Annotated in this window: 25 protein-coding genes and 1 other annotated feature; all 25 genes read left to right on the forward strand. The window is 40.7% G+C overall.

Going from position 1 to position 24,424, the window contains the following annotated elements:
• Positions 1-78 precede the first annotated feature (78 nt).
• Positions 79-1,395 (forward strand): UDP-N-acetylmuramate--L-alanine ligase, encoded by a 1,317-nt coding sequence (gene murC / locus PT287_RS05980; RefSeq protein WP_277133436.1) that lies wholly within the window; start codon positions 79-81, stop codon positions 1,393-1,395.
• Positions 1,396-1,526: 131 nt separating this feature from the next.
• Positions 1,527-4,193, forward strand: coding sequence for a DNA polymerase I (polA, locus tag PT287_RS05985; RefSeq protein WP_277133437.1), 2,667 nt, complete (start codon positions 1,527-1,529; stop codon positions 4,191-4,193).
• A 12-nt stretch (positions 4,194-4,205) separates the two neighbouring features.
• Positions 4,206-5,036, forward strand: a complete 831-nt coding sequence (mutM, locus tag PT287_RS05990; RefSeq protein ID WP_277133438.1) for a bifunctional DNA-formamidopyrimidine glycosylase/DNA-(apurinic or apyrimidinic site) lyase — start codon at positions 4,206-4,208, stop codon at positions 5,034-5,036.
• Positions 5,033-5,647, forward strand: a complete 615-nt coding sequence (gene coaE / locus PT287_RS05995; RefSeq protein WP_277133440.1) for a dephospho-CoA kinase — start codon at positions 5,033-5,035, stop codon at positions 5,645-5,647. Before mutM ends, coaE begins: the two co-directional genes overlap by 4 nt.
• The gene (gene nrdR, locus PT287_RS06000) at positions 5,634-6,113 is read left to right on the forward strand and encodes a transcriptional regulator NrdR (protein ID WP_277133442.1); all 480 of its coding nucleotides are present in this window, start codon (positions 5,634-5,636) and stop codon (positions 6,111-6,113) included. Before coaE ends, nrdR begins: the two co-directional genes overlap by 14 nt.
• Entirely contained in the window at positions 6,106-7,455 is a 1,350-nt protein-coding gene (locus PT287_RS06005) for a DnaD domain protein (protein WP_277133444.1), read from the forward strand. Before nrdR ends, PT287_RS06005 begins: the two co-directional genes overlap by 8 nt.
• 8 nt (positions 7,456-7,463) lie before the next feature.
• Positions 7,464-8,366 (forward strand): primosomal protein DnaI, encoded by a 903-nt coding sequence (dnaI, locus tag PT287_RS06010; RefSeq protein ID WP_277133445.1) that lies wholly within the window; start codon positions 7,464-7,466, stop codon positions 8,364-8,366.
• Positions 8,367-8,660: 294 nt separating this feature from the next.
• Complete coding sequence (gene thrS, locus PT287_RS06015; RefSeq protein ID WP_277133447.1) at positions 8,661-10,595, forward strand: threonine--tRNA ligase; 1,935 nt, start codon at positions 8,661-8,663, stop codon at positions 10,593-10,595.
• 176 nt (positions 10,596-10,771) lie between these two features.
• Entirely contained in the window at positions 10,772-11,509 is a 738-nt protein-coding gene (locus tag PT287_RS06020; RefSeq protein ID WP_277133450.1) for an amino acid ABC transporter ATP-binding protein, read from the forward strand.
• Positions 11,510-11,521: 12 nt separating this feature from the next.
• Complete coding sequence (locus PT287_RS06025) at positions 11,522-12,337, forward strand: transporter substrate-binding domain-containing protein (protein ID WP_277133714.1); 816 nt, start codon at positions 11,522-11,524, stop codon at positions 12,335-12,337.
• On the forward strand, positions 12,334-12,972 hold the full coding sequence (locus PT287_RS06030) for an amino acid ABC transporter permease (protein ID WP_277133451.1): 639 nt from the start codon (positions 12,334-12,336) through the stop codon (positions 12,970-12,972). Before PT287_RS06025 ends, PT287_RS06030 begins: the two co-directional genes overlap by 4 nt.
• Positions 12,973-12,986: 14 nt before the next feature.
• Positions 12,987-13,640, forward strand: a complete 654-nt coding sequence (locus PT287_RS06035; RefSeq protein ID WP_277133452.1) for an amino acid ABC transporter permease — start codon at positions 12,987-12,989, stop codon at positions 13,638-13,640.
• 194 nt (positions 13,641-13,834) lie between these two features.
• Positions 13,835-13,945 (forward strand) — a sequence feature (ribosomal protein L20 leader region).
• Positions 13,946-13,967: 22 nt separating this feature from the next.
• Positions 13,968-14,492 (forward strand): translation initiation factor IF-3, encoded by a 525-nt coding sequence (gene infC / locus PT287_RS06040; protein ID WP_277133715.1) that lies wholly within the window; start codon positions 13,968-13,970, stop codon positions 14,490-14,492.
• 28 nt (positions 14,493-14,520) lie between these two features.
• A complete protein-coding gene (rpmI, locus tag PT287_RS06045) occupies positions 14,521-14,721 on the forward strand; it encodes a 50S ribosomal protein L35 (RefSeq protein WP_122018520.1) in 201 nt (66 codons plus the stop codon).
• 44 nt (positions 14,722-14,765) lie between these two features.
• Entirely contained in the window at positions 14,766-15,122 is a 357-nt protein-coding gene (rplT, locus tag PT287_RS06050) for a 50S ribosomal protein L20 (RefSeq protein ID WP_277131488.1), read from the forward strand.
• A 105-nt stretch (positions 15,123-15,227) separates the two neighbouring features.
• Positions 15,228-15,752 carry a YqeG family HAD IIIA-type phosphatase gene (locus PT287_RS06055; protein ID WP_277133453.1) on the forward strand — a complete coding sequence of 175 codons (525 nt, stop codon included), beginning with the start codon at positions 15,228-15,230 and terminating at the stop codon, positions 15,750-15,752.
• Entirely contained in the window at positions 15,745-16,857 is a 1,113-nt protein-coding gene (yqeH, locus tag PT287_RS06060) for a ribosome biogenesis GTPase YqeH (RefSeq protein ID WP_277133455.1), read from the forward strand. The genes PT287_RS06055 and yqeH overlap by 8 nt, the downstream gene beginning before the upstream one ends.
• Positions 16,858-16,866: 9 nt before the next feature.
• Positions 16,867-17,505 carry a nicotinate-nucleotide adenylyltransferase gene (locus PT287_RS06065; protein ID WP_277133457.1) on the forward strand — a complete coding sequence of 213 codons (639 nt, stop codon included), beginning with the start codon at positions 16,867-16,869 and terminating at the stop codon, positions 17,503-17,505.
• Positions 17,498-18,097 (forward strand): bis(5'-nucleosyl)-tetraphosphatase (symmetrical) YqeK, encoded by a 600-nt coding sequence (gene yqeK / locus PT287_RS06070; protein ID WP_277133459.1) that lies wholly within the window; start codon positions 17,498-17,500, stop codon positions 18,095-18,097. Before PT287_RS06065 ends, yqeK begins: the two co-directional genes overlap by 8 nt.
• Positions 18,098-18,107: 10 nt before the next feature.
• Complete coding sequence (rsfS, locus tag PT287_RS06075; protein WP_277133461.1) at positions 18,108-18,455, forward strand: ribosome silencing factor; 348 nt, start codon at positions 18,108-18,110, stop codon at positions 18,453-18,455.
• Positions 18,456-18,461: 6 nt separating this feature from the next.
• The gene (locus PT287_RS06080) at positions 18,462-19,616 is read left to right on the forward strand and encodes a nucleotidyltransferase (protein WP_277133462.1); all 1,155 of its coding nucleotides are present in this window, start codon (positions 18,462-18,464) and stop codon (positions 19,614-19,616) included.
• 2 nt (positions 19,617-19,618) lie between these two features.
• Entirely contained in the window at positions 19,619-20,179 is a 561-nt protein-coding gene (locus PT287_RS06085) for a DUF177 domain-containing protein (protein ID WP_277133464.1), read from the forward strand.
• A gap of 155 nt (positions 20,180-20,334) precedes the next feature.
• Positions 20,335-21,048, forward strand: coding sequence for a response regulator transcription factor (locus tag PT287_RS06090; RefSeq protein ID WP_277133465.1), 714 nt, complete (start codon positions 20,335-20,337; stop codon positions 21,046-21,048).
• Entirely contained in the window at positions 21,026-22,600 is a 1,575-nt protein-coding gene (locus tag PT287_RS06095) for a HAMP domain-containing histidine kinase (RefSeq protein ID WP_277133466.1), read from the forward strand. Before PT287_RS06090 ends, PT287_RS06095 begins: the two co-directional genes overlap by 23 nt.
• Before the next feature lie 420 nt (positions 22,601-23,020).
• Entirely contained in the window at positions 23,021-24,418 is a 1,398-nt protein-coding gene (locus tag PT287_RS06100; RefSeq protein ID WP_277133469.1) for an APC family permease, read from the forward strand.
• Positions 24,419-24,424: the final 6 nt, after the last annotated feature.

Here is a 24,424-nt window from a genome sequence, read left to right on the forward strand (position 1 = left end):
TTCGGCACTTGTTACTCTTTTGTCTGCAATAATGGTAAAATAATAAACGATTATTGAATAAAATTTGGAGCAAATGAAATGTTAAATAAGAACAAACAAATTTGGTTTATTGGAATTAAGGGTACAGGAATGGCCTCCTTAGCATTATTGCTGCACGACTTGGGCTACAATGTGGCCGGCAGTGACATTACAAAGTACACTTTTACTCAAGTGCCTCTGGAAAAAGCTGGGATTGAGGTTGTTGACTTTGCGGCAGCGAATATTAAGCCTAGTGGTCAAGTAATTGTTAAAGGTAATGCTTTTAAAAATGATAATGTGGAAGTTAAAGCATGTGAAGACCAGGGGATTGCTTGGCAGAGTTACCCAGATACAGTTGAAGAACTTGTTGCTATGCACACCAGTATCGGTATTTCTGGAACGCATGGTAAAACTTCAACTACTGGATTATTAGCTCATGTGCTTGGTGAAGCTGCACCGACATCTTATTTAATTGGTGATGGCGAGGGTAAAGGAGTGCAGGACTCGCGTTTCTTTGTTTATGAGGCCGATGAATACCGCCGCCACTTCTTGGCATACCACCCAGATTACCAAATTATGACTAACATTGACTTCGATCACCCTGATTATTTTAAAGATCAGGATGATTACACCTCTGCCTTCCAAACGGCAGCCGATCAAACTAAGAAGGGACTCTTTGTCTGGGGTGGCAACAGCCGTCTGCAAGCATTAAAGACCAGCATTCCTAAGTATACTTATGGTTTTGATGATCGTGATGACTTTCAAGCTGTTAATATCGAGCGGTCAACTACTGGTTCAACCTTTGATGTTTTGGCTCATGGTGAAAATATTGGTCGCTTTACTGTTCATTTGTTTGGTGACCATAATATTTTGAATACAACGGCAGTTGTTGCGGTTGCGCATACTGAAAATATTCCGTTAAAGGATATTCAAGAGGGTTTGTTAACTTATCATGGTGCTAAGCGTCGCTTTACCGAAACTGATTATGGCGACATTAATGTAATTGATGATTATGCCCATCACCCAACAGAGATGCGGGCCACCATTCAAGCTGCTCGCCAAAAGTTCCCGGGTAAACGTCTTGTTGTTGTTTTTCAACCGCACACATTTTCTCGGACTAAAAAATATGCTAAGGATTTTGAAGAAATCTTACATGGCGTCGACAAGGCTTACGTAACACCAATTTATGCTTCAGCTCGTGAAAGTGCCGGTGATATTTCTAGTGAAGACTTAACCGCACAAATTCCTGGTTCTGAAGTGATTGATTTAGCGAATATCGCTGATTTAACCCAAAATCATGACAGCGTCATTATCTTTATGGGTGCTGGCGACATTCCAAAATACGAGGACGCTTTCGCAAAATTATTGCAAAAATAAAATTAACTAAGAAACTAGTTGCAACGCGACTAGTTTTTTTAAACCATAATTAAGTCAGTAACCTGCTAGAAGCCGTTAAAACTGTTAGAATGGTATGTGAATTAACTGACGATTTAATAATGAGGAGAACTATGGCTGATCAAAAATTACTTTTAATTGATGGTAACTCTGTTGCCTTTCGTGCGTTTTATGCACTTTATCGGCAGCTCGAAAACTTCAAAAACGCTGAAGGTCTGCACACTAATGCCATTTATGCTTTTAAAAATATGCTGGATGTTTTGTTAAAAGACGTTAAGCCAGATTATGTCTTGGTTGCCTTTGATGCCGGCAAGACAACTTTTAGAAATAAAATGTATGGTGATTACAAAGGCGGCCGGCAAAAGACACCACCAGAATTATTGGAGCAGCTGCCATATATTCAGGAACTGCTGCATGATTTGGGGATTGCCACCTACGAATTGAAAGATTATGAAGCCGATGATATTATTGGTACTTTTGCGCGTCTTGGTGAAGAACAAAACATGACGGTGACGATTGTTACTGGGGACAAGGACTTGACTCAGCTGGCTTCAGAAAAGACGACAGTCATGGTAACTAAGTCTGGAGTTTCAGACCTAGAAGCCTACACTCCTGAACACATGAAGGAAGTTAATGGTGTTACACCAACTGAGTTCATTGATATGAAGGCATTAATGGGTGATAATTCTGATAATTATCCTGGTGTAACCAAGGTTGGACCAAAGACGGCTTCACGCTTAATCCAGCAATATGGTTCGGTTGAAAGTCTTTACGAGCATGTTGCTGATATGAAGAAGTCCAAGTTAAAGGAAAACCTGATTAATGATCAGGACAAGGCATTTTTGGCTAAAAAATTGGCAACAATTGATCGTAAAAGTCCAGTGACCATTAATTTGGCAGATGTTAAGTGGCAAAAGGTTGATCAGGATAAGTTGCGGCAGTTTTACGAGAAGATGAATTTTCGCAAATTTTTAAGTCAACTGGATGCCGCTGCTACTGGCGAAGATGCCCCTAAAGAAGAAATTAAGATTGACTATGTTGAACTGACTAAGGAGCAGTTAGAACAAATTAAGGTTGACGAGCAATCGACTGTTAGCTTTTATTTAGGGATGCTGGGCGCTAATTATCACTTGGCTGACTTTGTTGGTTTTGCTCTTAAAATCGGTGAGCAAACTTATGTCAGTCGCGATATTGAGCTCTTGCAAACCCAGCCGTTAAAGCAAATTTTGGAAAATGCTCAAATTAAGAAGGATGTCTTTGACCTTAAACGGACAATGGTTGGTCTTAATCGGCTAGATATTCATGTTCGCGGGATAGATTACGACATGCTTCTAGCCTCGTATTTGGTAAACAATGAAAACAACTCCAACGACATGGGTGAAGTTTGCCATTTGTATGGTGATTATTCTGTTAAGAGTGACTTTGAAGTTTATGGTAAGGGCAAAAAGGAACACATTCCTGATGATGACCAGATTTTGTTCAGTCACCTGGCCAGCAAGGCTCAGTCAATTGTTAGGTTGAAGGACGAATTGCTCAAGCGCCTTAAGGACCATGAGCAAGATGACCTGTATGCGAGCATTGAAATTCCGGTAGCGCGCGTTTTAGCGGTGATGGAAATGAACGGCATTAAGGTGCAAGCTGGCACTTTAATTCAATTACAAAACGAATTTGCCGTGGAATTACAGGAACTTGAGAACAAAATTTACCAAGAGGCTGGAGAACGCTTCAATCTCAACTCACCTAAGCAATTAGGGCACATTTTGTTTGAAAAGATGGGCTTGCCACCAATTAAAAAGACTAAAACTGGTTATTCCACTTCAGTTGATGTTTTAAACCAGTTAAAAGAGCAAAGCCCGATTATTGACGAAATTTTGACTTATCGGCAACTTGCCAAAATTCAGTCAACTTACGTTAAGGGATTGCTGGATGTAATTCAAAAAGACGGCCGCGTTCATACGCGGTACTTACAAACGTTAACGGCAACAGGTCGGCTATCTTCAGTTGATCCCAACTTGCAAAATATTCCAACGAGAACCGAAGAAGGCAAGCAAATTCGCAAGGCATTTGTGCCGAGTACTCCTGATGGCTATATCTTCTCCTGCGATTATTCGCAAATTGAATTACGTGTGTTGGCGCAGGTTTCCGGTGATGAGCATATGCAGGAAGCCTTTAAGACGGGGTATGATATTCACTCACACACCGCGATGAAGATTTTCCATTTAGATTCTCCAAATGAAGTAACACCGCTGATGCGTCGCCGGGCTAAGGCCGTTAACTTTGGGATTGTTTATGGCATTTCCGATTATGGCCTGTCTAAGAATTTGAATATTAGTCGCAAGCAAGCTAAAGAATTTATTGATAATTACTTTGAGCAATATCCGCAAATTCGCGATTATATGGACAAGGCTGTCCAGGAAGCTCGCGAAAAGGGCTACGCCGAAACAATTATGCACCGCCGCCGCTATTTGCCTGACATTCATGCCAAGAACTTTAATGTGCGGTCATTTGCGGAAAGAACCGCGATTAATTCGCCAATTCAGGGGTCAGCTGCCGATATTATTAAGATTGCCATGATTAACATGCAACAGAAGTTAGACGAGTTGCACCTCAAGACCAAGATGGTGGTGCAAGTGCACGATGAGTTGATTTTTGATGTTCCGAAGGATGAATTAGAAACGATTAAGAAGATTGTTCCAGAAGTGATGCAGTCAGCGGTGCGACTTGATATTCCGCTGATTGCTGACTCAGGTTGGGGCCATAATTGGTACGATGCAAAGTAAGGAGATAGATTAATGCCAGAGATGCCAGAAGTTGAGACAGTACGCCGCACTTTGCTTCCCTTAATTAAAGGAAAAACAATTAAACAGGTAACACTGTGGTATCCCAAAATTATTGCTAGTGATCCCGATGAATTTGCTAAGCAGGTTGCAGGGCGGCAGGTTTTGACGATTGATCGTTATGCCAAGTATTTATTAATTCGCCTAAGTGGTGATCTGACAATTGTGTCGCATTTGCGCATGGAAGGTAAATATCGGTTGACAATGGTTGCTGCAGCTAAGGATAAACATGATCACGTGCAGTTTGCCTTCACTGATGATACGGCGTTGCGCTATAATGACGTGCGCAAGTTTGGACGGATGCAGTTAGTAGCAACTGGGACTGAACAGGTAGTTACTGGAATTAGCAAGTTAGGCTTTGAGCCGAATTCTGCTGCTTTTACCACAGAGTTTTTAGCAGCAGGTCTTAGCCGTAAGAAGAAAAATATTAAAAGCACCTTGCTTGATCAAACCATTGTGGCGGGTTTAGGCAATATTTATGTCGATGAAGTTTTGTGGGAAACCAAAATTCATCCGTTAAGTAGCGCTAACAAAATTCCTAAAAAGAAAGTGGCCGAGCTGCATGATAACATTAATAAGCTGATTGCCTTGGCGATTACAAGACACGGTACTACTGTACATACTTATCTTGATGCCAATGGCGAAACCGGTGGTTTTCAAAAAATGCTGCGGGTTTACGGTCATCAGGGTGAGCCGTGTGCACGTTGCGGCAGTCCGCTCGAAAAAATCAAGGTTAATGGTCGCGGTACTACTTTTTGTCCTAAGTGTCAGGTGGTCTACAAATGACACTAGTGTTGGGCCTGACTGGTGGTATTGCTAGTGGTAAAAGCACGGCAGATGCCTTTTTTAGAAAACAGGGGCTGCCAATTATCGATAGCGACTTAATTGCTCATCAAATTTTAAATGTTGGCGAAGATGGCTATCTGCAAGTTGTACAACATTTTGGTAAAAAGTTTTTAAATCCAGATCAAACAATTAATCGGCATCAGCTTGGCAAAGTGGTGTTTAGCAATCCTAAGCAGTTAGAAAGCTTGAATAAAATTACTCATCCATTGATTTTTCAAACAATCCAGGCTAAAATTACGCAAAATAAGCGAACTGGCAGGCAATTAATTATTGTTGATGCTCCGGTCTTATTTGAATCAGGCGGTCAAAAATACTGCGATAAGACATTGCTAATTGCAATTCCCGAAGAAATGCAGATTGAGCGGTTAATGCAGCGTGATCAGTTGTCGCGCCAGGCGGCACTAAATCGGATTAAAAATCAGATGCCACTTGCACAAAAAATCAAGTTGGCCGATTATGTAGTTACAAATACTGGTACAATAGAAGAACTAGAAGCCAAATTGGCTGAGTTGTTACTTAAGTTAAAAGGAGAGAAGAATGGAATGTCCTAATTGTCGGCAAAATGCCTCACGTGTCATTGATTCTCGGCCCAGCGATGAAAACCGGGCGATTAGACGTAGACGTGAATGTGAAAATTGTGGCTTTCGTTTTACAACTTTTGAACGTGTTGAAACGACCCCGTTGTTAGTTATTAAAAATGATGGTACAAGAGAGCCATTCAGTCGTAAAAAGATTTTGCATGGTGTAATGGCTGCTGGTCAAAAGCGCCCGATTACTAGCGCGCAGTTTGAACAGCTGGTTGACCATGTTGAAAATAAGGTAAGAAAACAGGGTATTAGTGAGATTTCCTCAAAGAAAATCGGCCAAATTGTGATGGATGAACTGGCTGATATTGACGATGTTGCTTACATTCGCTTTGCTTCCATTTACCGGGAATTTAAAGATATGTCCAGCTTTATGAAGACCATGGAAGACATGATTGCTAAACGTGAGGAGAAGGGAACTACTAATGTTTGAGACTTCTAATCCCAAACAGCCCTTTTTCATCATTAATCGAGTGACGGTTTTTCCGCAGGATTTGCAAGTTTTGATTAAGCTTTACCAGCCGCTAGTTGGTGCTAGTGGGGTTGCTCTTTATTTGACGCTAATGGCAGACTACGATGCTGCGGCGATTTTGTCAGATAGCAAGGGCATCTATCATTTGCAGGAGCAACTTGATTGCAGTTTGAAAGAATTGTTTCAGGCGCTGCATAAGCTAGAGGCAGTAGGATTGGTTAAGACCCGCATTATCAAAAATGAGATCATGGGGCAAGTGCTGCTGTTTTCTTTAAACCGCGTACCTGGCAGCAGTGAGTTTTTCGCAACCGCGTTACTAGCGAGTTTGCTAAAAGAAAAAGTTGGTGTGACAACTTTTCAGCGACTGAGCCATGCGTTTGCGCAAGAAAATAAGCGCAGTGAGAACCAGGTCAACGGCATGCAAACCGCTAAGGATGTTTCTGCCTCATTTATGGATGTTTTTCGCTTGCCAGATGAGGAAGCAATTAGTCCGTCACCTGATGTTCAGCAAGCTGCACAGGAAAATCAGGTCAAGCAGGCTGCGACAGCCAGTGTCAACGAGCAAGATCAGATTGACTGGCAGTTTATGAAAGAGCAGTTTGAAATTTACCAGATTGCCGCTAGCGAAATTGATAAAAATCGTCCGGCTATCCGAGGAATAATGCGCACTTATGGCTTGTCGGAACAGGAATTTGTGGATGAAACTTTGCCGTGTCTGCATGATAGTTATCAGCTTGATATGCCGTTAATTAAGCGGACTATTGCGGAAAATATTCATGCAGAGGGCACACGGAAAAACCTGCAGCAAGCGCAGGATCCACAGGCGACAATTCAGGATAATTCTAGTTTGAGCTTGCGTGACCAGCGAATTTTGCAGGTGGCGCAGACTAAGTCGCCAGCCCAATTTTTGTACCGCTTAAAAACCGATAAGCATGATTATGTTGATGCCAGCGAGTATAAGGTGCTAGATAATTTGTATAACCAAAAGGATATTCCAGCAGAATTGCTCAATATCTTGACGTATGCCTGCTTGAATAGTGGGCCATCTGTGTCTTACCGTTTGGCAAATACGATCTTGCATGATTGGCTGCAGCATGGCGTTAAGACTGGTAGCCAGGCTTTGGAATATATGGAGAAGCGCCAGCAAAAGAAGAGTTATTACCCTCGATATTCGACAAAACCTAAGCGGGTCGAGAAGGGGACTGACTGGAGTAAAAAAACGGCAACACAAAATACTGATGTTTCTTCCGCTGACTTGAAGAAGTTCTTTAAGGATTTAGAAGATAAAAATGGCATGAAGTAGGTGAGATTATGCAATCAATCGGTGATATTATTAATAATTTAAATCCAGAAATTGCTAAAAAGCACAATTTGGCGCAAATTTACCAGCAGGTTTTGGCGGATAGAAATGTACAACAGTTTTTGAACCAGCACAAGGATCAAATTACATCTGAAATGATTAAAAAGAGCTGGTCGAATTTATACGAATATTATTTGGCACAACACAAGCAAGATCCTGTAACAGCTGGTTATCGGCCAGAATTGTTCTTAAATCATCATGCAATTGATTTGCGTTATGTACCTGATGAAAGCAAAATTGAACAAAATTTGCGTGCTAATACCAAGAAGCATTTGCACCTGATTAGTTTGCCGGAAACGTTGCATGATGTGCGTCTTAGTCAAGTGGATGGTACAGCTGCGGGACGTGTAGAAGCGTTAGCAGCTATTCAGCAATTCTTGGCTGGCTATCCCCAAAATCCTCATCAGCAAGGGCTGTATTTATCGGGAAGCTTCGGCGTTGGTAAGACATACTTACTAGCTGGAGTAGCCAATTCGGTTGCGGCGATGGGGAAGCAAGTGGTCTTTTTACACGTGCCAACGTTTATTGCTGGTTTGTCCAGTCATTTTGAAGATAACAGTTTGCAGAAAGAAATTGACCGCGTGAGCCAAGCTGACGTATTACTGCTAGATGATATTGGTGCAGAAACTCTGAGCCAATGGTCGCGTGATGATGTCCTAGGTGTAATTTTGCAAGCGCGGATGGACAATGTTCTGCCGACATTTTTCTCGTCGAATTTTGCGATGGCTGACTTGGAAGACCATTTTAAAGAAACCAAGAATGCTCTGGATCCAATTAAGGCCAAACGCCTGATGGAACGGGTGCGGACACTGGCTAAAGAAGTAGTCGTGTCGGGGCCCAATCGCCGTCATTAATTTATTTTTAATCAAATTCTATTAGAAAGTTCTTGCATTTAATCGTCGTTTGCGTATAATAAAGTGCAATGAATGAACATGATGTTGCTCAACTCAGAGAGAAGGACGCTTTTCTGGAAGTCCTTCATGAGCAAGACCCCACTCATTCTACTAATAAGGGTTTTAACAAAGGCTGGATTCCATTATCAATCTTAAGAGAGGGTTAGAGATACTCTAATCTATTTGGGTGGAACCGCGCTAATATACGTCCCAGTGCTTAATTGCACTGGGGCTTTTTTGTTTATGGAGGTAAACATGAGTTTTTCAATTACTTTGCCTGATGGGTCAAACCGTGACTATGACCAAGCTATTTCAATTGCTGATTTAGCACATGATATTTCAACTTCACTTGGTAAGGCTGCAATGGCCGGAAAAGTTAACGGCGAATTGAAGTCAGTTGATTACGAATTAAATGACGATGCAGAAGTAGCAATTATTACTGATAAAGATGAAGACGGCCTGAACGTTTTACGTGCAACTGTTGCCTTTGTCTTTGAAGCAGTTGCTAAAAAGGCTTATCCAGAATTGCGCTTAGGTGAGCACGCTGCAGATAACGACGGTTTTTTTGTTGATACTGACAAGGCAAACCAAATCAAGATTAGTGAATTACCACAATTAGAAAAGGCTATCCAAAAGGCTGTTAAGAGTGGCGCTAAGATTGAACAAGTAGAGATGTCTAAGAGTGAATTAGAAAATATTTTCAAAGATGACAAGTTCAAGTTGGAATTACTTCAGGCTGAACCAAACGACACTGTTGCAGCATATAAATTAGGCGACTTTGTTGACTTTGGCTTCGATGCACTTTTGCCAAATACTGGTAAGATTAAGCAGTTTAAATTGCTCAGTGTTGCCGGTGCTTATTGGCAAGGACAATCTTCCAACCCAATGTTGCAAAGAATTTCAGGAACTGCCTTTTTCAAGAAGGCTGACCTTGATGCCGACATTAAACGCCGCGAAGAAATTAAGGAACGCGACCACCGGACAATCGGCCGTGACCTTGACTTATTCTTCGTTGACCCTAAGGTTGGTGCTGGTCTTCCTTACTGGATGCCAAAGGGTGCAACCATTCGCCGTGTGATTGAACGCTACATCATTGATAAAGAAGTTGCTCGCGGTTACCAACACGTTTACACACCCGTATTGATGAACTTGGATGCTTACAAGACTTCAGGTCACTGGGCACACTACCGCGATGACATGTTCCCACCAATGGACATGGGCGATGGCGAAATGCTTGAATTGCGGCCGATGAACTGTCCATCACATATTCAAATTTACAAGCATCACATTCGTTCATACCGTGAACTGCCAGTTCGAATTGCTGAATTGGGCATGATGCACAGATATGAAAAATCCGGTGCTCTGTCAGGTTTGCAACGAGTTCGGGAAATGACATTGAATGATGGTCACACTTTTGTTACCTTAGACCAAGTCAAAGATGAATTTGCTAGAACTTTGCAATTAATCATGGATGTCTACAAGGACTTTGACATTACTGATTACTACTTCCGTCTTTCATACCGTGATCCAAAGAACACCAAGAAGTACTTTGCTAACGATGAAATGTGGGAGAGAAGTCAATCAATGCTTAAGGGTGCCATGGATGACATGGGTCTTGACTACGTGGAAGCTGAAGGCGAAGCTGCTTTCTATGGTCCTAAGCTTGATATTCAAACTAAGACTGCCTTAGGTAATGATGAAACTATGTCAACGATCCAACTTGACTTCATGTTGCCAGAACAATTTGACTTAACTTATGTTGGTCAAGATGGTGAAGAACACCGTCCAGTTATGATTCACCGCGGAATTGTAGGGACAATGGAAAGATTTATCGCCTACTTAATCGAAATTTACAAGGGTGCCTTTCCAACTTGGCTTGCACCAGTTCAAGCAGAAATTATTCCAGTTAACCTTGATGCTCACGGCGATTACGCTAAGAAGGTTCGCGATGAATTAAACAAGCGTGGCTTCAGAGCAGAAGTTGACTTTAGAAACGAAAAATTGGGTTACAAGATTCGTGAAGCCCAAACCCAAAAGGTTCCTTACACTCTTGTTTTGGGTGATAAGGAAATGGCAGATAACAGCGTTAATGTTCGTCCTTACGGTACTGACAAGGAAATTGCCAAGAGTTTAGACGAATTTATTAAAGAAATTGACGCTGACGTTAAGTCATATTCACGTGAAAAATAATCAGCAATAATAAGAATTAGAAAACGTATTAATAATTTCGGCACTTTTAAATTTAAAAAATCTGAAAATATTGCCCGTTGAGTTACAAAAGTTGTGTAGACGATTGGCTTTATTGGATTTTAGCTAGCTGAGTGTTCAATTTGATACTTAAATTTTCTACTAACAAGGAGAAATTTATGTCGATGATCGAATTCAACAATGTGCAGAAATTTTATGGTAAGTTTCATGCTTTACGCAATATTAATTTAAAAATTGATAAGGGCGAGACTGTCGTTCTCATTGGGCCTTCTGGTTCTGGTAAAAGTACGTTAATTCGCACGATTAATCAGTTGGAATCAATTGAAGGTGGTCAATTAATCGTCAATAATCACGATTTATCGGATTCCAAGACAGATGCAAATATCTTGCGGCGGGATGTTGGGATGGTCTTTCAGCACTTTAATCTTTATGCTAATAAAAATGTGCTGGAGAATATTATGCTGGCGCCAAGGATTGTCAGTCATGTGCCAGAAGCTGAAAACAAACAGCGCGCGATGAACTTACTAGAGATGGTTGGCTTAGCTGATAAGGCGCAAAATATGCCGCGCCAACTATCAGGTGGGCAAAAGCAACGGGTGGCAATTGCCCGGTCGCTAGCCATGCGTCCGAAGCTGCTACTATTTGATGAGCCAACTTCAGCGCTTGACCCCGAAATGATTGATGAGGTTTTGCAGGTCATTAAAAAGGTGACAATGGCTAGCGAAATGACGTCATTGATCGTGACGCATGAGATGGGCTTTGCTAAGGAAGTTGCCGATCGCGTGATTTTTATGGATCAAGGTCATATCGTCGAAGATGATGACAGTCAAGCTTTCTTTAACCAACCTCAGACTGAACGTGCACAACAGTTTTTAAGCAAAATCATTGCGCATTAAGAGGTGACCATGATGAAAAAGAAATTTTGGTTAGTCCCGCTGCTGTTTTGCATGCTGTTTCTATCAGGCTGTGGTCAAAAGGTAGCAGATCAAGCGGTTTTAAAAAATGCGCAGAGTTCTAAGACGATTACTTGGGGCGTGGAAGCAGATATGAAGCTGTTTAGTCTGATTGATGTGCGTGATGACGTCCACAAAGGCTTTGAAATTGACCTTGCTAAAGCAATTACTAAGCAAATTTTGGGACCAAATGGTCATGCCAAGTTCGTAACAGCAACCGCACAATCGCGTATTCCATTACTAAAAAACGGTAATGTGGACGCGGTAATTGCGACAATGTCAATCACGCCTGAGCGAAAAAAAGTAATTGCATTTTCTAATTCGTATTTCAATGCGGGCGAGTCGCTGCTCGTACCAGTTCATTCTCGTGTTAAAAACGTGCATGATTTGAATGGTAAAACTGTTATTGGAATTGTTGGTGATAATTCTTCTGAAGTAGTTAAGAAGTTTGCACCCAAGGCAAAAGTAATTGGGATGCAGAATTATGGTCAAGCAGTTAGTGCTCTGAAGTCGCACCAAGGTGATGCTTTGGTTTCAGATAATGGGGTGCTTTACGGCTTGGCAGTCGAAAATCCTAGCCTTGTTGTAACTGGTGGTACTTTTACTAAAGAGCCTTATGGCATTGCGATTAATAAGCAGCAAAAGCCCTTTGAGCGAGCTGTCAATCGCGCAATTGTCCAGTTAGAGCATAGTGGGGAATACAATCATTTAATTAAAAAATGGTTTGGTAAAGTTCCCGGATTTAACTACAAGGAGATGGATCAACGATGATTAACATTTTTATGCATTTTGGTAATCAGCTGTTAGTTGGTCTGGGTTGGACGTTATTGTGCAGCTTGATTACCCTAGTTTTCAGTTTAATAATTGGTACCTCACTTGCGCTATTGCAAATGCTGCCAAGTAAACTAGTTCACTTTTTGTGCCGAATTTATATTGAAGTTTTTCGTAATATTCCTTTGCTGGTAATTGTGATGTTCTTCTATCTGATTATCCCGCTGTACTTTTTCAAAATTAACGGTTTTACCGCGGGCACAATTGGATTAACTCTCTACACATCAGCGTTTATTGCAGAAATTATTCGCTCGGGAATCCAATCAGTGGAAGCTGGACAATTAGAAGGCTCGCGCTCAACTGGGATGACCTATTGGCAGGCAATGCGTTATGTTGTATTGCCCCAGGCATTTAAAATCGTTATTCCGTCTCTTGGAAATCAATTTGTCAATTTGATCAAGGATTCCTCTATTTTGGCCTTTGTGGCCGGCTTTGATTTGCTTTATCAAGCCAATGCGATTGCATCAACAACCTTTGATACAATCAATAGTTATTTGGTGGTTGGCATTTTATACTTGCTATTAACAATGCCACTAAGTTATTACATGCATTATTTAGAGAAAAGATTGAGCTAGGGAGGTGCAAAACGATGCAAACTTGGATTAACGCCTTTTCCTGGATTAATATTAGATTTTTACTACTGGGATTAAAGGTTACACTTGGTATTTCCGTAATTGTAATGGTTTTGAGCTTTGTGATTGGCTCATTAATGGGGATTTTACGGTTCGCTAAAATTAAATATGTTTCAGCGACTGTTGGCTTTATTGTTGATGTTGTTCGCAACCTGCCGTTACTATTAATTATTTTCTTTACTTATTTTGGCCTGCCAAACTTTGGCTATAGACCTGATGTGATTCCAGCTGCAATTATTGCGATGACGGTTTTTGAGTCTGGGATGATTGCAGAAATCGTGCGCTCGGGGATTCAATCGGTTGCAACTGGACAAATGGAGGGCGCCCGTTCAACGGGGATGAATTTTGCGCAGGCAATGTGGCACGTTGTATTGCCGCAAGCGTATAAGCACATGATTCCCACACTTGTTAGCCAGTTAGTATCACTAATCAAAGATACATCACTAGCAACTATTATCGTTGTTCCCGAAATGACTCAGCAAGCACAGATTGTTTATGGGCAGAATGCTAACTTTACATTGCCGATGTTTGTGGCTTTGGCATTACTTTATTTTGTAGTTTGCTTTGCCTTGTCATTAGTCGGCAGCTTAGTTGGTAAACAACTGAATTAAATTTGCATAACAATGCTTCCAGATAATTGGTTCAAGGACCAATTACTGGAAGCATTTTATTTGGCTAGTTAAAGATAATTTGATAAAATAAATTATTTTAATAATAAATTAAGAGCTGATTAAACCTGAATCAGATAAATGGATGATTGTTATTGACAAAAGTATGTAGTTGGTACTATAATTACTTATTAGTTGAGAACAAGAAGAAGCTCCCGCTTCTCGCCTAAGTTAAGTTGACCTCTGGGCTAATCGATATTTTCTGTTGATTAAGAGCGGGTACTTAATACCCGCTCTTTTCTTGTCCTCAAATTAACACGGAGGTGAAGAATTATACCAAGGAATTTAATATTAAACGACCAAATTCGTTCACGCGAAGTTCGTTTAATTAATGCAGATGGTGATCAAGTTGGTGTTGTAACTAAGACTGAAGCATTACGGCAAGCAAGTGTTGCAAATTTAGATTTAGTTCTGATTTCGCCTAATGCCAAGCCACCAGTTGCTCGCATCATGGACTATGGTAAGTACCGTTTTGAACAACAGAAGAAACTCAAAGAGTCTCGTAAGAAGTCTAAATCAGTCAGCGTTAAAGAAATCCGTTTAAGTCCAACCATTGAAGGTAATGACTTTAACACTAAGTTAAAGCACGCACAAAAGTTCCTCACTAAAGAGGGCGCTAAAGTTCGTGTTTCGATTCGGTTCAGAGGTCGTGCAATCACCCACAAGGAATTAGGACGTGAAGTGCTGGAGAAGATGGCTGAAGCCACTTCAGATATTGCTACTGTGATTAGCAAGCCGAAGATGGAAGGTCGTTCAATGTTCTTGATACTCGCTCCTAAGAGTGACAAAAAGTAAAAACTAGTTAATTTGGAGGAATTGAAAAATGCCTAAAATGAAAACCCACCGCGCTTCTGCAAAGCGTTTTAAGAGAACTGCTTCTGGTGAATTAAAGCGTCATCACGCATTTACTGGCCACCGTTTCCACGGTAAGACCAAGAAGCAACGTCGTCATTTGAGAAAGGCTGCATTAGTTTCACGCAGCGACTTGAAGCGCATCAAACAGATGCTCTCTCAAATGCGTTAATTATCAAGTTAGACGAGAACAACGATATTTAGGAGGAATTTCAGATGCCAAGAGTTAAAGGTGGAACAGTAACACGTAAACGTCGTAAGAAGGTTATGAAGCTTGCCAAGGGTTACCGTGGCGCAAAGCATATGCAATTTAAGGCTGCAAGTACACAATTATTTGTATCTTACAGATATGCATTCCGTGACCGTAGAAGACGTAAGAGCGAATTCAGAAAGTTATGGATTGCTAGAATCAATGCTGCAGCAAGACAAAATGATATTTCATATTCTAAGTTAATGCACGGCTTGAAAGTAGCTGGTGTTGATATTAACCGTAAGATGTTAGCTGACATTGCTTATAACGATTCAAAGACTTTTGCACAATTAGCAGAAACTGCTAAGAAAGCTTTAAATTAATTCAAAAATGGCGCTTATGGCGCCGTTTTTTTATGTCAAAATTTATGACCTTGACGTCATTTTTTGATATATTAGACTAAGAAGATGGCAGAAAAGGGGAGCTAGATGATATTCAGGCCACGTTACACAATTGATACAATCTATCATTTAGATACTGATGTACTGCACCAGATGGGAATTAAGGCAGTATTCTCGGACTTAGACAATACTTTGCTTGCATGGAATGAGTTTGAAACGGCTAAGAAGATGGACCAGCTTAATCGGCGACTAGCAGCTGCTGGGGTAACACTTGTTGTTATTTCAAACAATAATGCACTCAGAGTGGGCAAAGTACTTAATCCGTATCATATCGAGTTTGTCGCTAAAGCTAGGAAGCCATTGCCATTTGCAATTACAAAAAAGCGTGAGGAAATGGGCTTAACTAAGAAGCAGGTAATGATGGTGGGTGACCAGTTAATCACGGACATTCAAGCGGGTAACCTAGCTGGCGTCGAGTCAGTATTGGTTAAGCCATTAATTGAAACAGATAAGTGGAATACTCGGATTAACCGGTTTTTGGAAAAAATTATCTTTTTCTTTTTAGCAATTTCCCACCGGGTAAGTTTTAAGGAGACATTAAAAAATGGATGATATTATTTGTATCGGTTGTGGCGCGCAGCTGCAATCCGACAATCCCAAGGAAGCAGGTTATTTGCCAGCTTCACGGCTTAAGAAGGCACTTGAGAGCGAAGACGAGGGCAACGATATTTATTGCCAGCGCTGTTTTCGCTTACGACATTATAATGAAATCATGCCGGTTGATGTTGATAATGATGACTTCTTGGCCCTACTCAACTCTTTAGCCGAGAAGAAGGCATTGGTGGTTAATGTCGTTGATTTGTTTGATTTCACCAATTCTCTTTTATCATCAATGAAACGGTTTGTTGGTGACAATGAGTTAATTTTAGTCGGCAACAAGTTTGACCTTTTCCCACTTAATTCACGCGAAAGCAAAATTAAGGATTGGATGCGGCAGGAAGCAAATCGTGTTGGGCTTTTTCCCAAGAAAATTTTCTTAGTTAGTGCGGCTAAAAAGAAAAATTTAACTAATTTAATTGCTTATTTGGATAAGAAGTCTCGCACGGAAGATGTATATTTTGTCGGAATGACCAATGTTGGTAAATCAACGCTGCTTAATGCAATCATTGACAAGATGGGTGACGTCAAGAACTTGATTACGACGTCACGCTTTCCGGGGACAACACTTGACCGAATTGAAATTCCGTTAGAAAATGGCCACTTTTTGGTTGATACACCAGGAATTATGTCTGAAAATCAATTGGCAACACACCTTAAGCCGCAAGATTTGGCGGCAATTTCACCGCAAAAGCCACTTAAGCCGGCAACTTACCAGTTGAAACCAGGTAACACGCTCTTTTTGGCAGGATTAGGCCGGATAGATTATTTAAAGGGCGAGCCAACCAGCTTTACGGTCTATGTTGCGCGAAATTTATATGTTCACCGGACAAAGACAGAAAATGCGGATGAATTTTACCAAAAGCATGTGGGTGACCTGCTAACACCGCCGTCAGAGGGGGAAGACCTGCCTGCACTCAAGGGTCAAGAAATGCATCCGACTTATAAGAGCGATCTATTATTTGGCGGCATTGGCTTTATCACGGTGCCTGCCGATTGTTTAGTCAAAATATACACGCCTGACAAGATTGGTTTAGGAATTAGACGCGCGTTAATTTAGAGGCGAAGAATGACGTTTGCAAAAAGTATTGAAAAAAAGCCGGTAGTTCAGGTTAAAGAAGAAAAAATTCCGCAGTCCCAAGGATTGCAAATTGGGATAATGGGCGGCACTTTCAATCCTGTTCATTTAGCTCATTTGGTCGTAGCTGACCAAGTCCTAACTAAGCTGCATTTAGATGAAATCTGGTTTATTCCAACAAATATTCCACCTTTAAAAGATAAGCCCACTGTATCTGCAGAAGATCGGGCGAATATGCTCGAATTGGCAACGCAAGATAATCCGCATTTTCATGTAAAATTATTTGAACTGTTTCGTGGCGGTGTTTCGTACACTGTTGATACTCTGACTTATTTGCATGAAAAAGCACCACAAAATCATTATTATTTGATTATGGGCAGTGATCAGGTTAATAATTTAAGTGAATGGAAAGAGCCACTTAAATTAGCTCAATTGGCAACTTTGGTTGGTATTAGGCGTCCGGGATATGAGCAAAAGGCGCAACTGCCAATTATTTGGGTTGATGTTCCAGCAATTGACTTAAGTTCAAGCTCAATTAGGCAAACAATTGCAATGGGCGGCTCAATTAGATATTTAGTTCCAAAACTGGTTAGCGATTATATTCATCGAAAGGGACTCTATTATGACTGATTTATTTTTTGCAAACACTTATTCACCTTTATCAAGCAAGGAAATTATCGCTAAAGAAAAAGCCAACATGGATGCATCTAGGTTTGCGCATTGTGTGCGTGTGAGCCAAACCGCGCAAAAATTGGCTCAGCTTAATCATTATGATGAAGATAAGGCTGCGTTAGCTGGTTTTGTCCATGATTATGCCAAACAGGTCCCAGTTGCAGAATATCGTGAAGTGATTAAGTCGCAGGGCTTTGATCAGGAACTCTTAAATTGGAATCGTGCAATTTGGCACGGGATTGTTGGCACGTACTTTATTAAGCGCGATTTGCAAATCACTGATAGTGAAATTTTAACGGCTGTTGACCGGCATACGACTGGTGATACTGAAATGACGACTTTAGATAAGATAGTCTTCATGGCTGATTTCATTGAGCCTGGCCGCGATTTTCCTGGAGTTGAAGAAGCGCGCGAGGTAACATTTGCCAATTTAGACGCTGGTGTGGGCTACCAGCTAGCACATAGCCTCAGCTTTTTAGCTGAAAAAAGAGATAAGATTTATCCGCGCACGTTTAAAGCATATAATGTGTGGAGTATTAAAAATAATTAAGGAGAAAAATTTGACTAGTAAAGAAATTTTGACTTTTGTTTTAAAAGCCATCAGTGACCGCCACGGTGAAGATACTATTGCCTATGACATGCAGGGAATTAGTATCTTGGCTGATTATTACGTAGCAACCAGTGCCGGTTCTAATCGGCAGCTGCACGCAATTGCCAATGCAATTGTTGATGAGGCGCATCAGGCTGACTACTATGACTATCGCATTGAAGGGTCAAGCGAGTCTAACTGGCTCTTGCTTGACTTGGGCGATGTCGTTGTCAATGTCTTTACCGAAGAGGCGCGCGATTTTTATAATGTAGAAAAATTGTGGTCAGAAGGTAAGCAACTAGAATTAAAGGAAGACTAGCTGACAATGAGTGTAGTGGGAATCATTGCCGAATTTAATCCCTTGCACAGTGGCCACGAGTTTTTGTTAAATCAGGCAAGGCTGCTGGCTGGCAGTAAAGATCCGATTGTGGTTTTGATGTCGGGAAATTATGTTCAGCGTGGTGAAATGGCAATCATGGATAAGTGGTCACGAGCACAGGCTGCGCTAAATAGTGGCGCCGACCTTGTTTTTGAGATGCCTTTTTCAACTTCGGTTGAGCCTGCTGACCTTTTTTCACTAGGGAGTATTAATCAGTTAGCTAAATTAGGTGTCAGCGATTTAGTGTTTGGTGTGGAAGATGCTACGCTTAACTTTGCCTATCTTGGCAGTAAGATTGCTGAAATTCCGCCTAATCACATGAATTTTAACGATTATAGTCAGACCTATTCAACTCAATATAATGAGATGGTTGCACGCGAGGTGGGCTATGAAGTTAACCAGCCGAATGCAATTTTAGGGCTAGCTTATGCGGTTGCCAACCATAATTTGTGGACGCCGCTTACTTTGCATCCAGTTAACCGAATTGGTGCAGGCCATGATGATTTACTGCAGCGTGAAGGTGTCGTGCAGAGTGCTAGTGCTATTCGGAATATTATTTTGCACCAAAAAACAGGCGCTGAACTAGAACAGTGGTTGCCTAAAACCGAAGTAGCGCAGCTGTATCAGCAATCAGCTTATCCTAACTGGAACTTGTTATTCCCGTTTTTGAAGTATCGCCTTGAGTCTTCGTCAGTTGAAGAATTGCGGCAAATTTACCAAATGAGTGAGGGACTTGAATACAAAATGAAGCAGGAAATTCACCGTGCACGTAATTTTACGGAATTCTTGCGCTATATCAAGTCTAAGCGTTATACTTATTCACGCTTGCGCCGATTAAGTTTGTATACTTTATTAAACGTGACCCAGGATGACATGCTGGACAGTTTCAACAATGAGGCATTATTCTTGCTTGGTTATAGCAAATTAGGTCGTCGTTATCTGAAGAAAATCAGAAAAGAAACAACTGCTAACGTTATTTCAAAGGTTGACCAAAAGAATACGCGTTCGGGCTCAATGCACTTGCAATTGCGCGTGGATCGGCTGGTTGAGCAAATTTTGCAAGTTGACCAAAACTTTGGTCGCAGACCATTGGAGGTTTAAGGATGTTTACGATTAGTTTTTCGCAAGTAGAAAGCAGCAAGGCACCGCTGACGCATATTGAGCGTGAAGTTGCAATGCGACCAGAATTTTTGGAGCGTAGTCAAAAGCTGCTGTACAAAGTTGAAAATGTTCGCTTAGACGGTGATGCTTTTTATAATGAGCCATACGTTACTTGTGATCTGCACGTCACAGCTGATCTAGTTGTCCCGTCAAGTCGGAGCTTAGAGCCAGTGACTTATCATGAAGATTTTCGTTTTAGTGAAAATTATTCTGAAGATGTAGTTTCTAAAGAAGAACTGGAAGCTAGTGAAACGCCGATTGTGCAGGTTGAGGATGATCAAATTGATTTGCAAACAGCAATCGAGGATAATCTACTCTTGCATATTCCAACAACGATATTAACGCCCGAAGAAGAAGACCAGGATATTTATCCAGAAGGTAATGGCTGGGCTGTTATTTCGGAAGCGGAATTTGACGAAGGCAAAAAGAATCAGGTTAATCCGGCGTTTGCCAAACTAAAGGAATTGCTAGACCATAAGGATGACCAGCAAGATAAAGATTGAATAAATTAAGTGTTTTTAAGATAATTAAAGTTAAGATAACTTGGAAGCTTAAGCTTGTTTTGCTTGCTTTTTTAAAGTATCCTTTAGTTATTAAATTAAGTTTAAAAATATTTTAGTTTTTGGTGCGAACAATAATTTTAAAAGGGATGGATAAAATGGCAAAGATACTAATTATTGAAGATGAAAAGAATTTGGCTCGGTTTGTCGAGCTAGAATTAAAACACGAAAAATATGAAACAGTTGTTGAAGCAAACGGTCGTAAGGGACTGGAAACTGCATTGAACGAAGATTTTGATGCAATTTTGCTTGACTTAATGTTGCCAGACTTGAACGGTTTAGAAATTGCTCGGCGAGTTCGTCAAGTTAAGACAACGCCGATTATTATGATGACAGCTCGTGATTCCGTGATTGATCGGGTTTCTGGTCTTGACCATGGTGCCGACGATTACATTGTTAAGCCATTTGCAATTGAGGAGTTACTTGCCCGTTTACGCGCTGTTTTACGCCGGGTTAAAATTGAAAAAGAAGCTTCTGACGACACAATTGAAAAGAAAGTTATTAAGTTTAAGGACATGACAATTGAAACGGCTAACCGGATTGTTCGTCGCGGCGATGGTAAAACTGTCGACTTGACGAAGCGGGAATATAACTTGCTCATGACATTGATTAAGAATAAGAACAATGTTGTTAGCCGTGATCAATTGCTTTCTAAAATTTGGGGACCAGGTTCAAACATTGAAACTAATGTTGTAGAAGTTTATGTTCGTTATCTTCGCAATAAAATTGACGTTCCCGGGCAACCATCTTATATCAAGACCGTTCGCGGTACCGGATATATGGTAAGAGATGAAGATGATGAAAAGAACTAAAAAGCATGAACAAAGTAAAAAGGGGACCAAACGCTCATCGTTAATTGTACGGTGGGTCAGTATCGTCAGTTTGACGATTATGGTCTCCTTTATTGTATTTTCAGTAGTTATTTACACGTTTGTTGGTCAGCAATCAATTGGTCAGCAGAAGGAAACGTCTAACCAAATGGTCGTGCAGCTGAATGAAAATCTCAGTTCCATTTCGGGTGAATTACAAATTGCGAATGTTGTCCCGGCGCTAACGCCTTCTGCTAAAAAGGTCTTGCAGGGCGATCCTGTGATTAGTCGCGACGATCGGGCAAGTAACGCCTTTAATGATAATTTGTTAGCATCATTGACCAATCCTGACTTAAATGTGGTTGTTTATAACTTACAGCAAGAAGATGTTTTTGATAATGGCAACGAAAATGAAATTCCGACGTTTAAGAACTTTAAGGGTGAATATAAGCAGGAACAGACTTTTCAAGATAATCGCCAAGAATTAATTACATACCAAAAAGTACGTTCAATCAGGACTGGCAAATTGACCGGCTACATTGTGGTTGTTAACCGCATGACGTATTACAACGGTCTGATGAAAAACTTGCTTAAATGGATGGTGCGCATTTCAATCATTGCAATTGTGTTGTTTACTTTGATTGCCTTTATTATTGTCCAAGACATTGTCAAGCCAATTAAGGAAATGTCGAAGGTGGCACGTGAGGTCAACGATGACCCGAATAGTACGGCGCGAATTGCTGATTTTCATCGCAATGACGAATTGCAAGAATTAGCGGTGTCCTTTAACCAAATGCTGGACCGAATGCAGCGGTATATTGACCAGCAGAAAGAGTTTGTCGGGGATGTTTCGCATGAGTTGCGCACTCCCGTGGCGGTAATCGAAGGTCATTTAAATATGCTTCAGCGGTGGGGCAAGGACGATCCTGAAATCTTGGATGAATCGATTAATGCATCACTGCAAGAAGCTAAGCGCATGCAGCACCTAATTCAAGAAATGTTGGATTTGACGCGTGCCGAGCAGATTAATGTTCAATATCCGAATGCTGTGACTAAGATTTCAGAGGTTTTAAAGCGCGTGGTTAGCGACATGTCGCTGGTTCATCAAGATTTTGATATTAGTCTCGACATGGATGATTTGCCGCAAGATACGGAAGTCCAGATTTATCAAGGCCATCTAGAGCAATTACTCGTAATCTTGATTGATAATGGTATTAAATATTCAACTGACCGTAAGCAAATGAATGTCTCGGCTGGTCTTTCACAAGATGAAGTCAATATTATTGTCCAAGACTTTGGTGAAGGGATTTCCAAGGTCGAACAGGACAAGATTTTCAATCGCTTTTATCGCGTTGATAAGGCTCGCACACGTGAGAAGGGTGGCAATGGACTGGGCTTGTCGATTGCGCAAAAACTGGTTAACAGTTATCACGGCCAGATTAGCGTTGATTCTGTTGAGGGACAAGGCAGTCAGTTCAAAATTGTCTTTCCAGCTCTAACTAAGCAGCAGGCTGACAAGTTGCGCAAGCGTGCAGAATCTGAAAGTAAAAAGTAACAGACAAATCTAACCCTTGAAGTTAACGCAATTAAGTTTAAAATCTGATAAATAGTACCAATAATTAATTTTAATTTAATATTTTTGCAATTTTACTATTGTATACATTGAACTTTTATGTTTTAATAAACACTATCATTAAAGAAAGGACTATTCTCATGCAACAATCACTACAAGCAATTCAGCGATATTATGCAGGCGTTTTTTATACCTATTATGGTTAAATAACGTCCGTTGTATTAGATACGGACAAAATAAAGCCGTATCTAGCTCGCATATTGCAACCTGCTAGATTAATTAATACCTAGCAAGTGTGCGTTAGCATGATTATGTTCTAAATATCAAGTGCCAAAGTGGGCATGTTAGGTTTTTTTAATCTAACATGCCCATTTTTTATTATCAAATTAAGAGGAAAGATAAATGAAGAACAAAAATATTGGCGATAAATTAGACTTTTGGTCTATTGTCTTTTTGGCAATTAATACTACGATTGGCTCGGGAATTTTCTTAACGCCAGCTAGTGTTGTCAATCAAGCTGGAAGCATGTCGTTATGGGTTTACTTAATTGCTGCTATTTGTGCGGCAGCCTTTGGGATTTCATCAGCTTCAGCTGCTAAATATGTTATTAAGTCTGGGGCTTCATATGCATATTCGAAGGCGGCTTTTGGCGACAAGTTAGGCTTTTACATGGGGATTTTGCGCTACTTTGCCGCTAGTGTCACTTGGTCAGTAATGGCAACTGGCGTTGTTAAATCGACCATTTCTATCTTTGGTGGCAATCCCAATAATAATATGTCATTAACCATTGGACTATTACTCTTGGTCGTTTTGATTACTATAATTAATCTTTTCGGTCAAAAAGTTGTCAAATACGTTATGAATATGGCAACCATTGGTAAGCTTGCTGCACTTATTTTAATTATTATAGCTGCAGTTGTTCTGATGCTGACTACTGGAGCAACTCATCACCTTGCAGAAGTTGACCAAATTAGACAAAACGGTCATAAGATTGTTCCAGCATTAACTACTAGTGGTCTTGCAATGGCCGTGGTTTCTGCTTTTTATTCTTTCATGGGCTTTGAATCAGTTGCTTCGGGTGCAGAAGACATGGAACATCCTGAAAAGAACTTGCCGCGCGCAATTCCACTGTCTATTTTTATCATTGCATTCATCTACATGGGGATTATCGCAGTTGCCCTAAAACTAGATCCACAGGCCTTAATGACAACTAAGCAGGTTGTCGCTATCAGTGCAATTTTCAAGAACGAGATTCTTCGTGACCTAATCCTAGTTGGCGCTTTAATTTCAATGCTAGGTGTTAATATTGCTGAAAGTTTCAGTATTCCGCGAGTTCTAGAAGCAATGGCTAAAGAAGGACAGTTATCCAGGAAACTAACTAAAAGAACAGCAAACAATTTTCCGATCAGAAGTTACTTCATTTCGATAATTCTAGTTATTTTAATTCCGATGGCTTTTCAATTTAACATGACAAATCTGATTACATTAACTGCAATGGTCAGCTTCGTCGAGTTTATTGTTGTTCCACTCTCTGTTATGCGTTTTTACCGGGGAACTAACAGGGAGCAGGTCCTAGATGCTCCTAAAAATGTTTGGACAGACATCATTATTCCTATTATTTCAATCTTGCTCGTTGTCTTTTTATTAGTCGAATACAATTGGAAAGTTCAATTTGGCGTAATCGTCAACGGCCAAGTTGTTGGCATAAATTGGTACGCAATTGCCATGATGGTTGTAGGCTTTTTGCTTTTACCGCTTGCAATGGCACTATTAAATAAATTTGAAAATAAACAAGCATAAGGAGGT

This window comes from Lactobacillus sp. ESL0679 (assembly GCF_029433515.1).
GTDB lineage: Bacteria > Bacillota > Bacilli > Lactobacillales > Lactobacillaceae > Lactobacillus.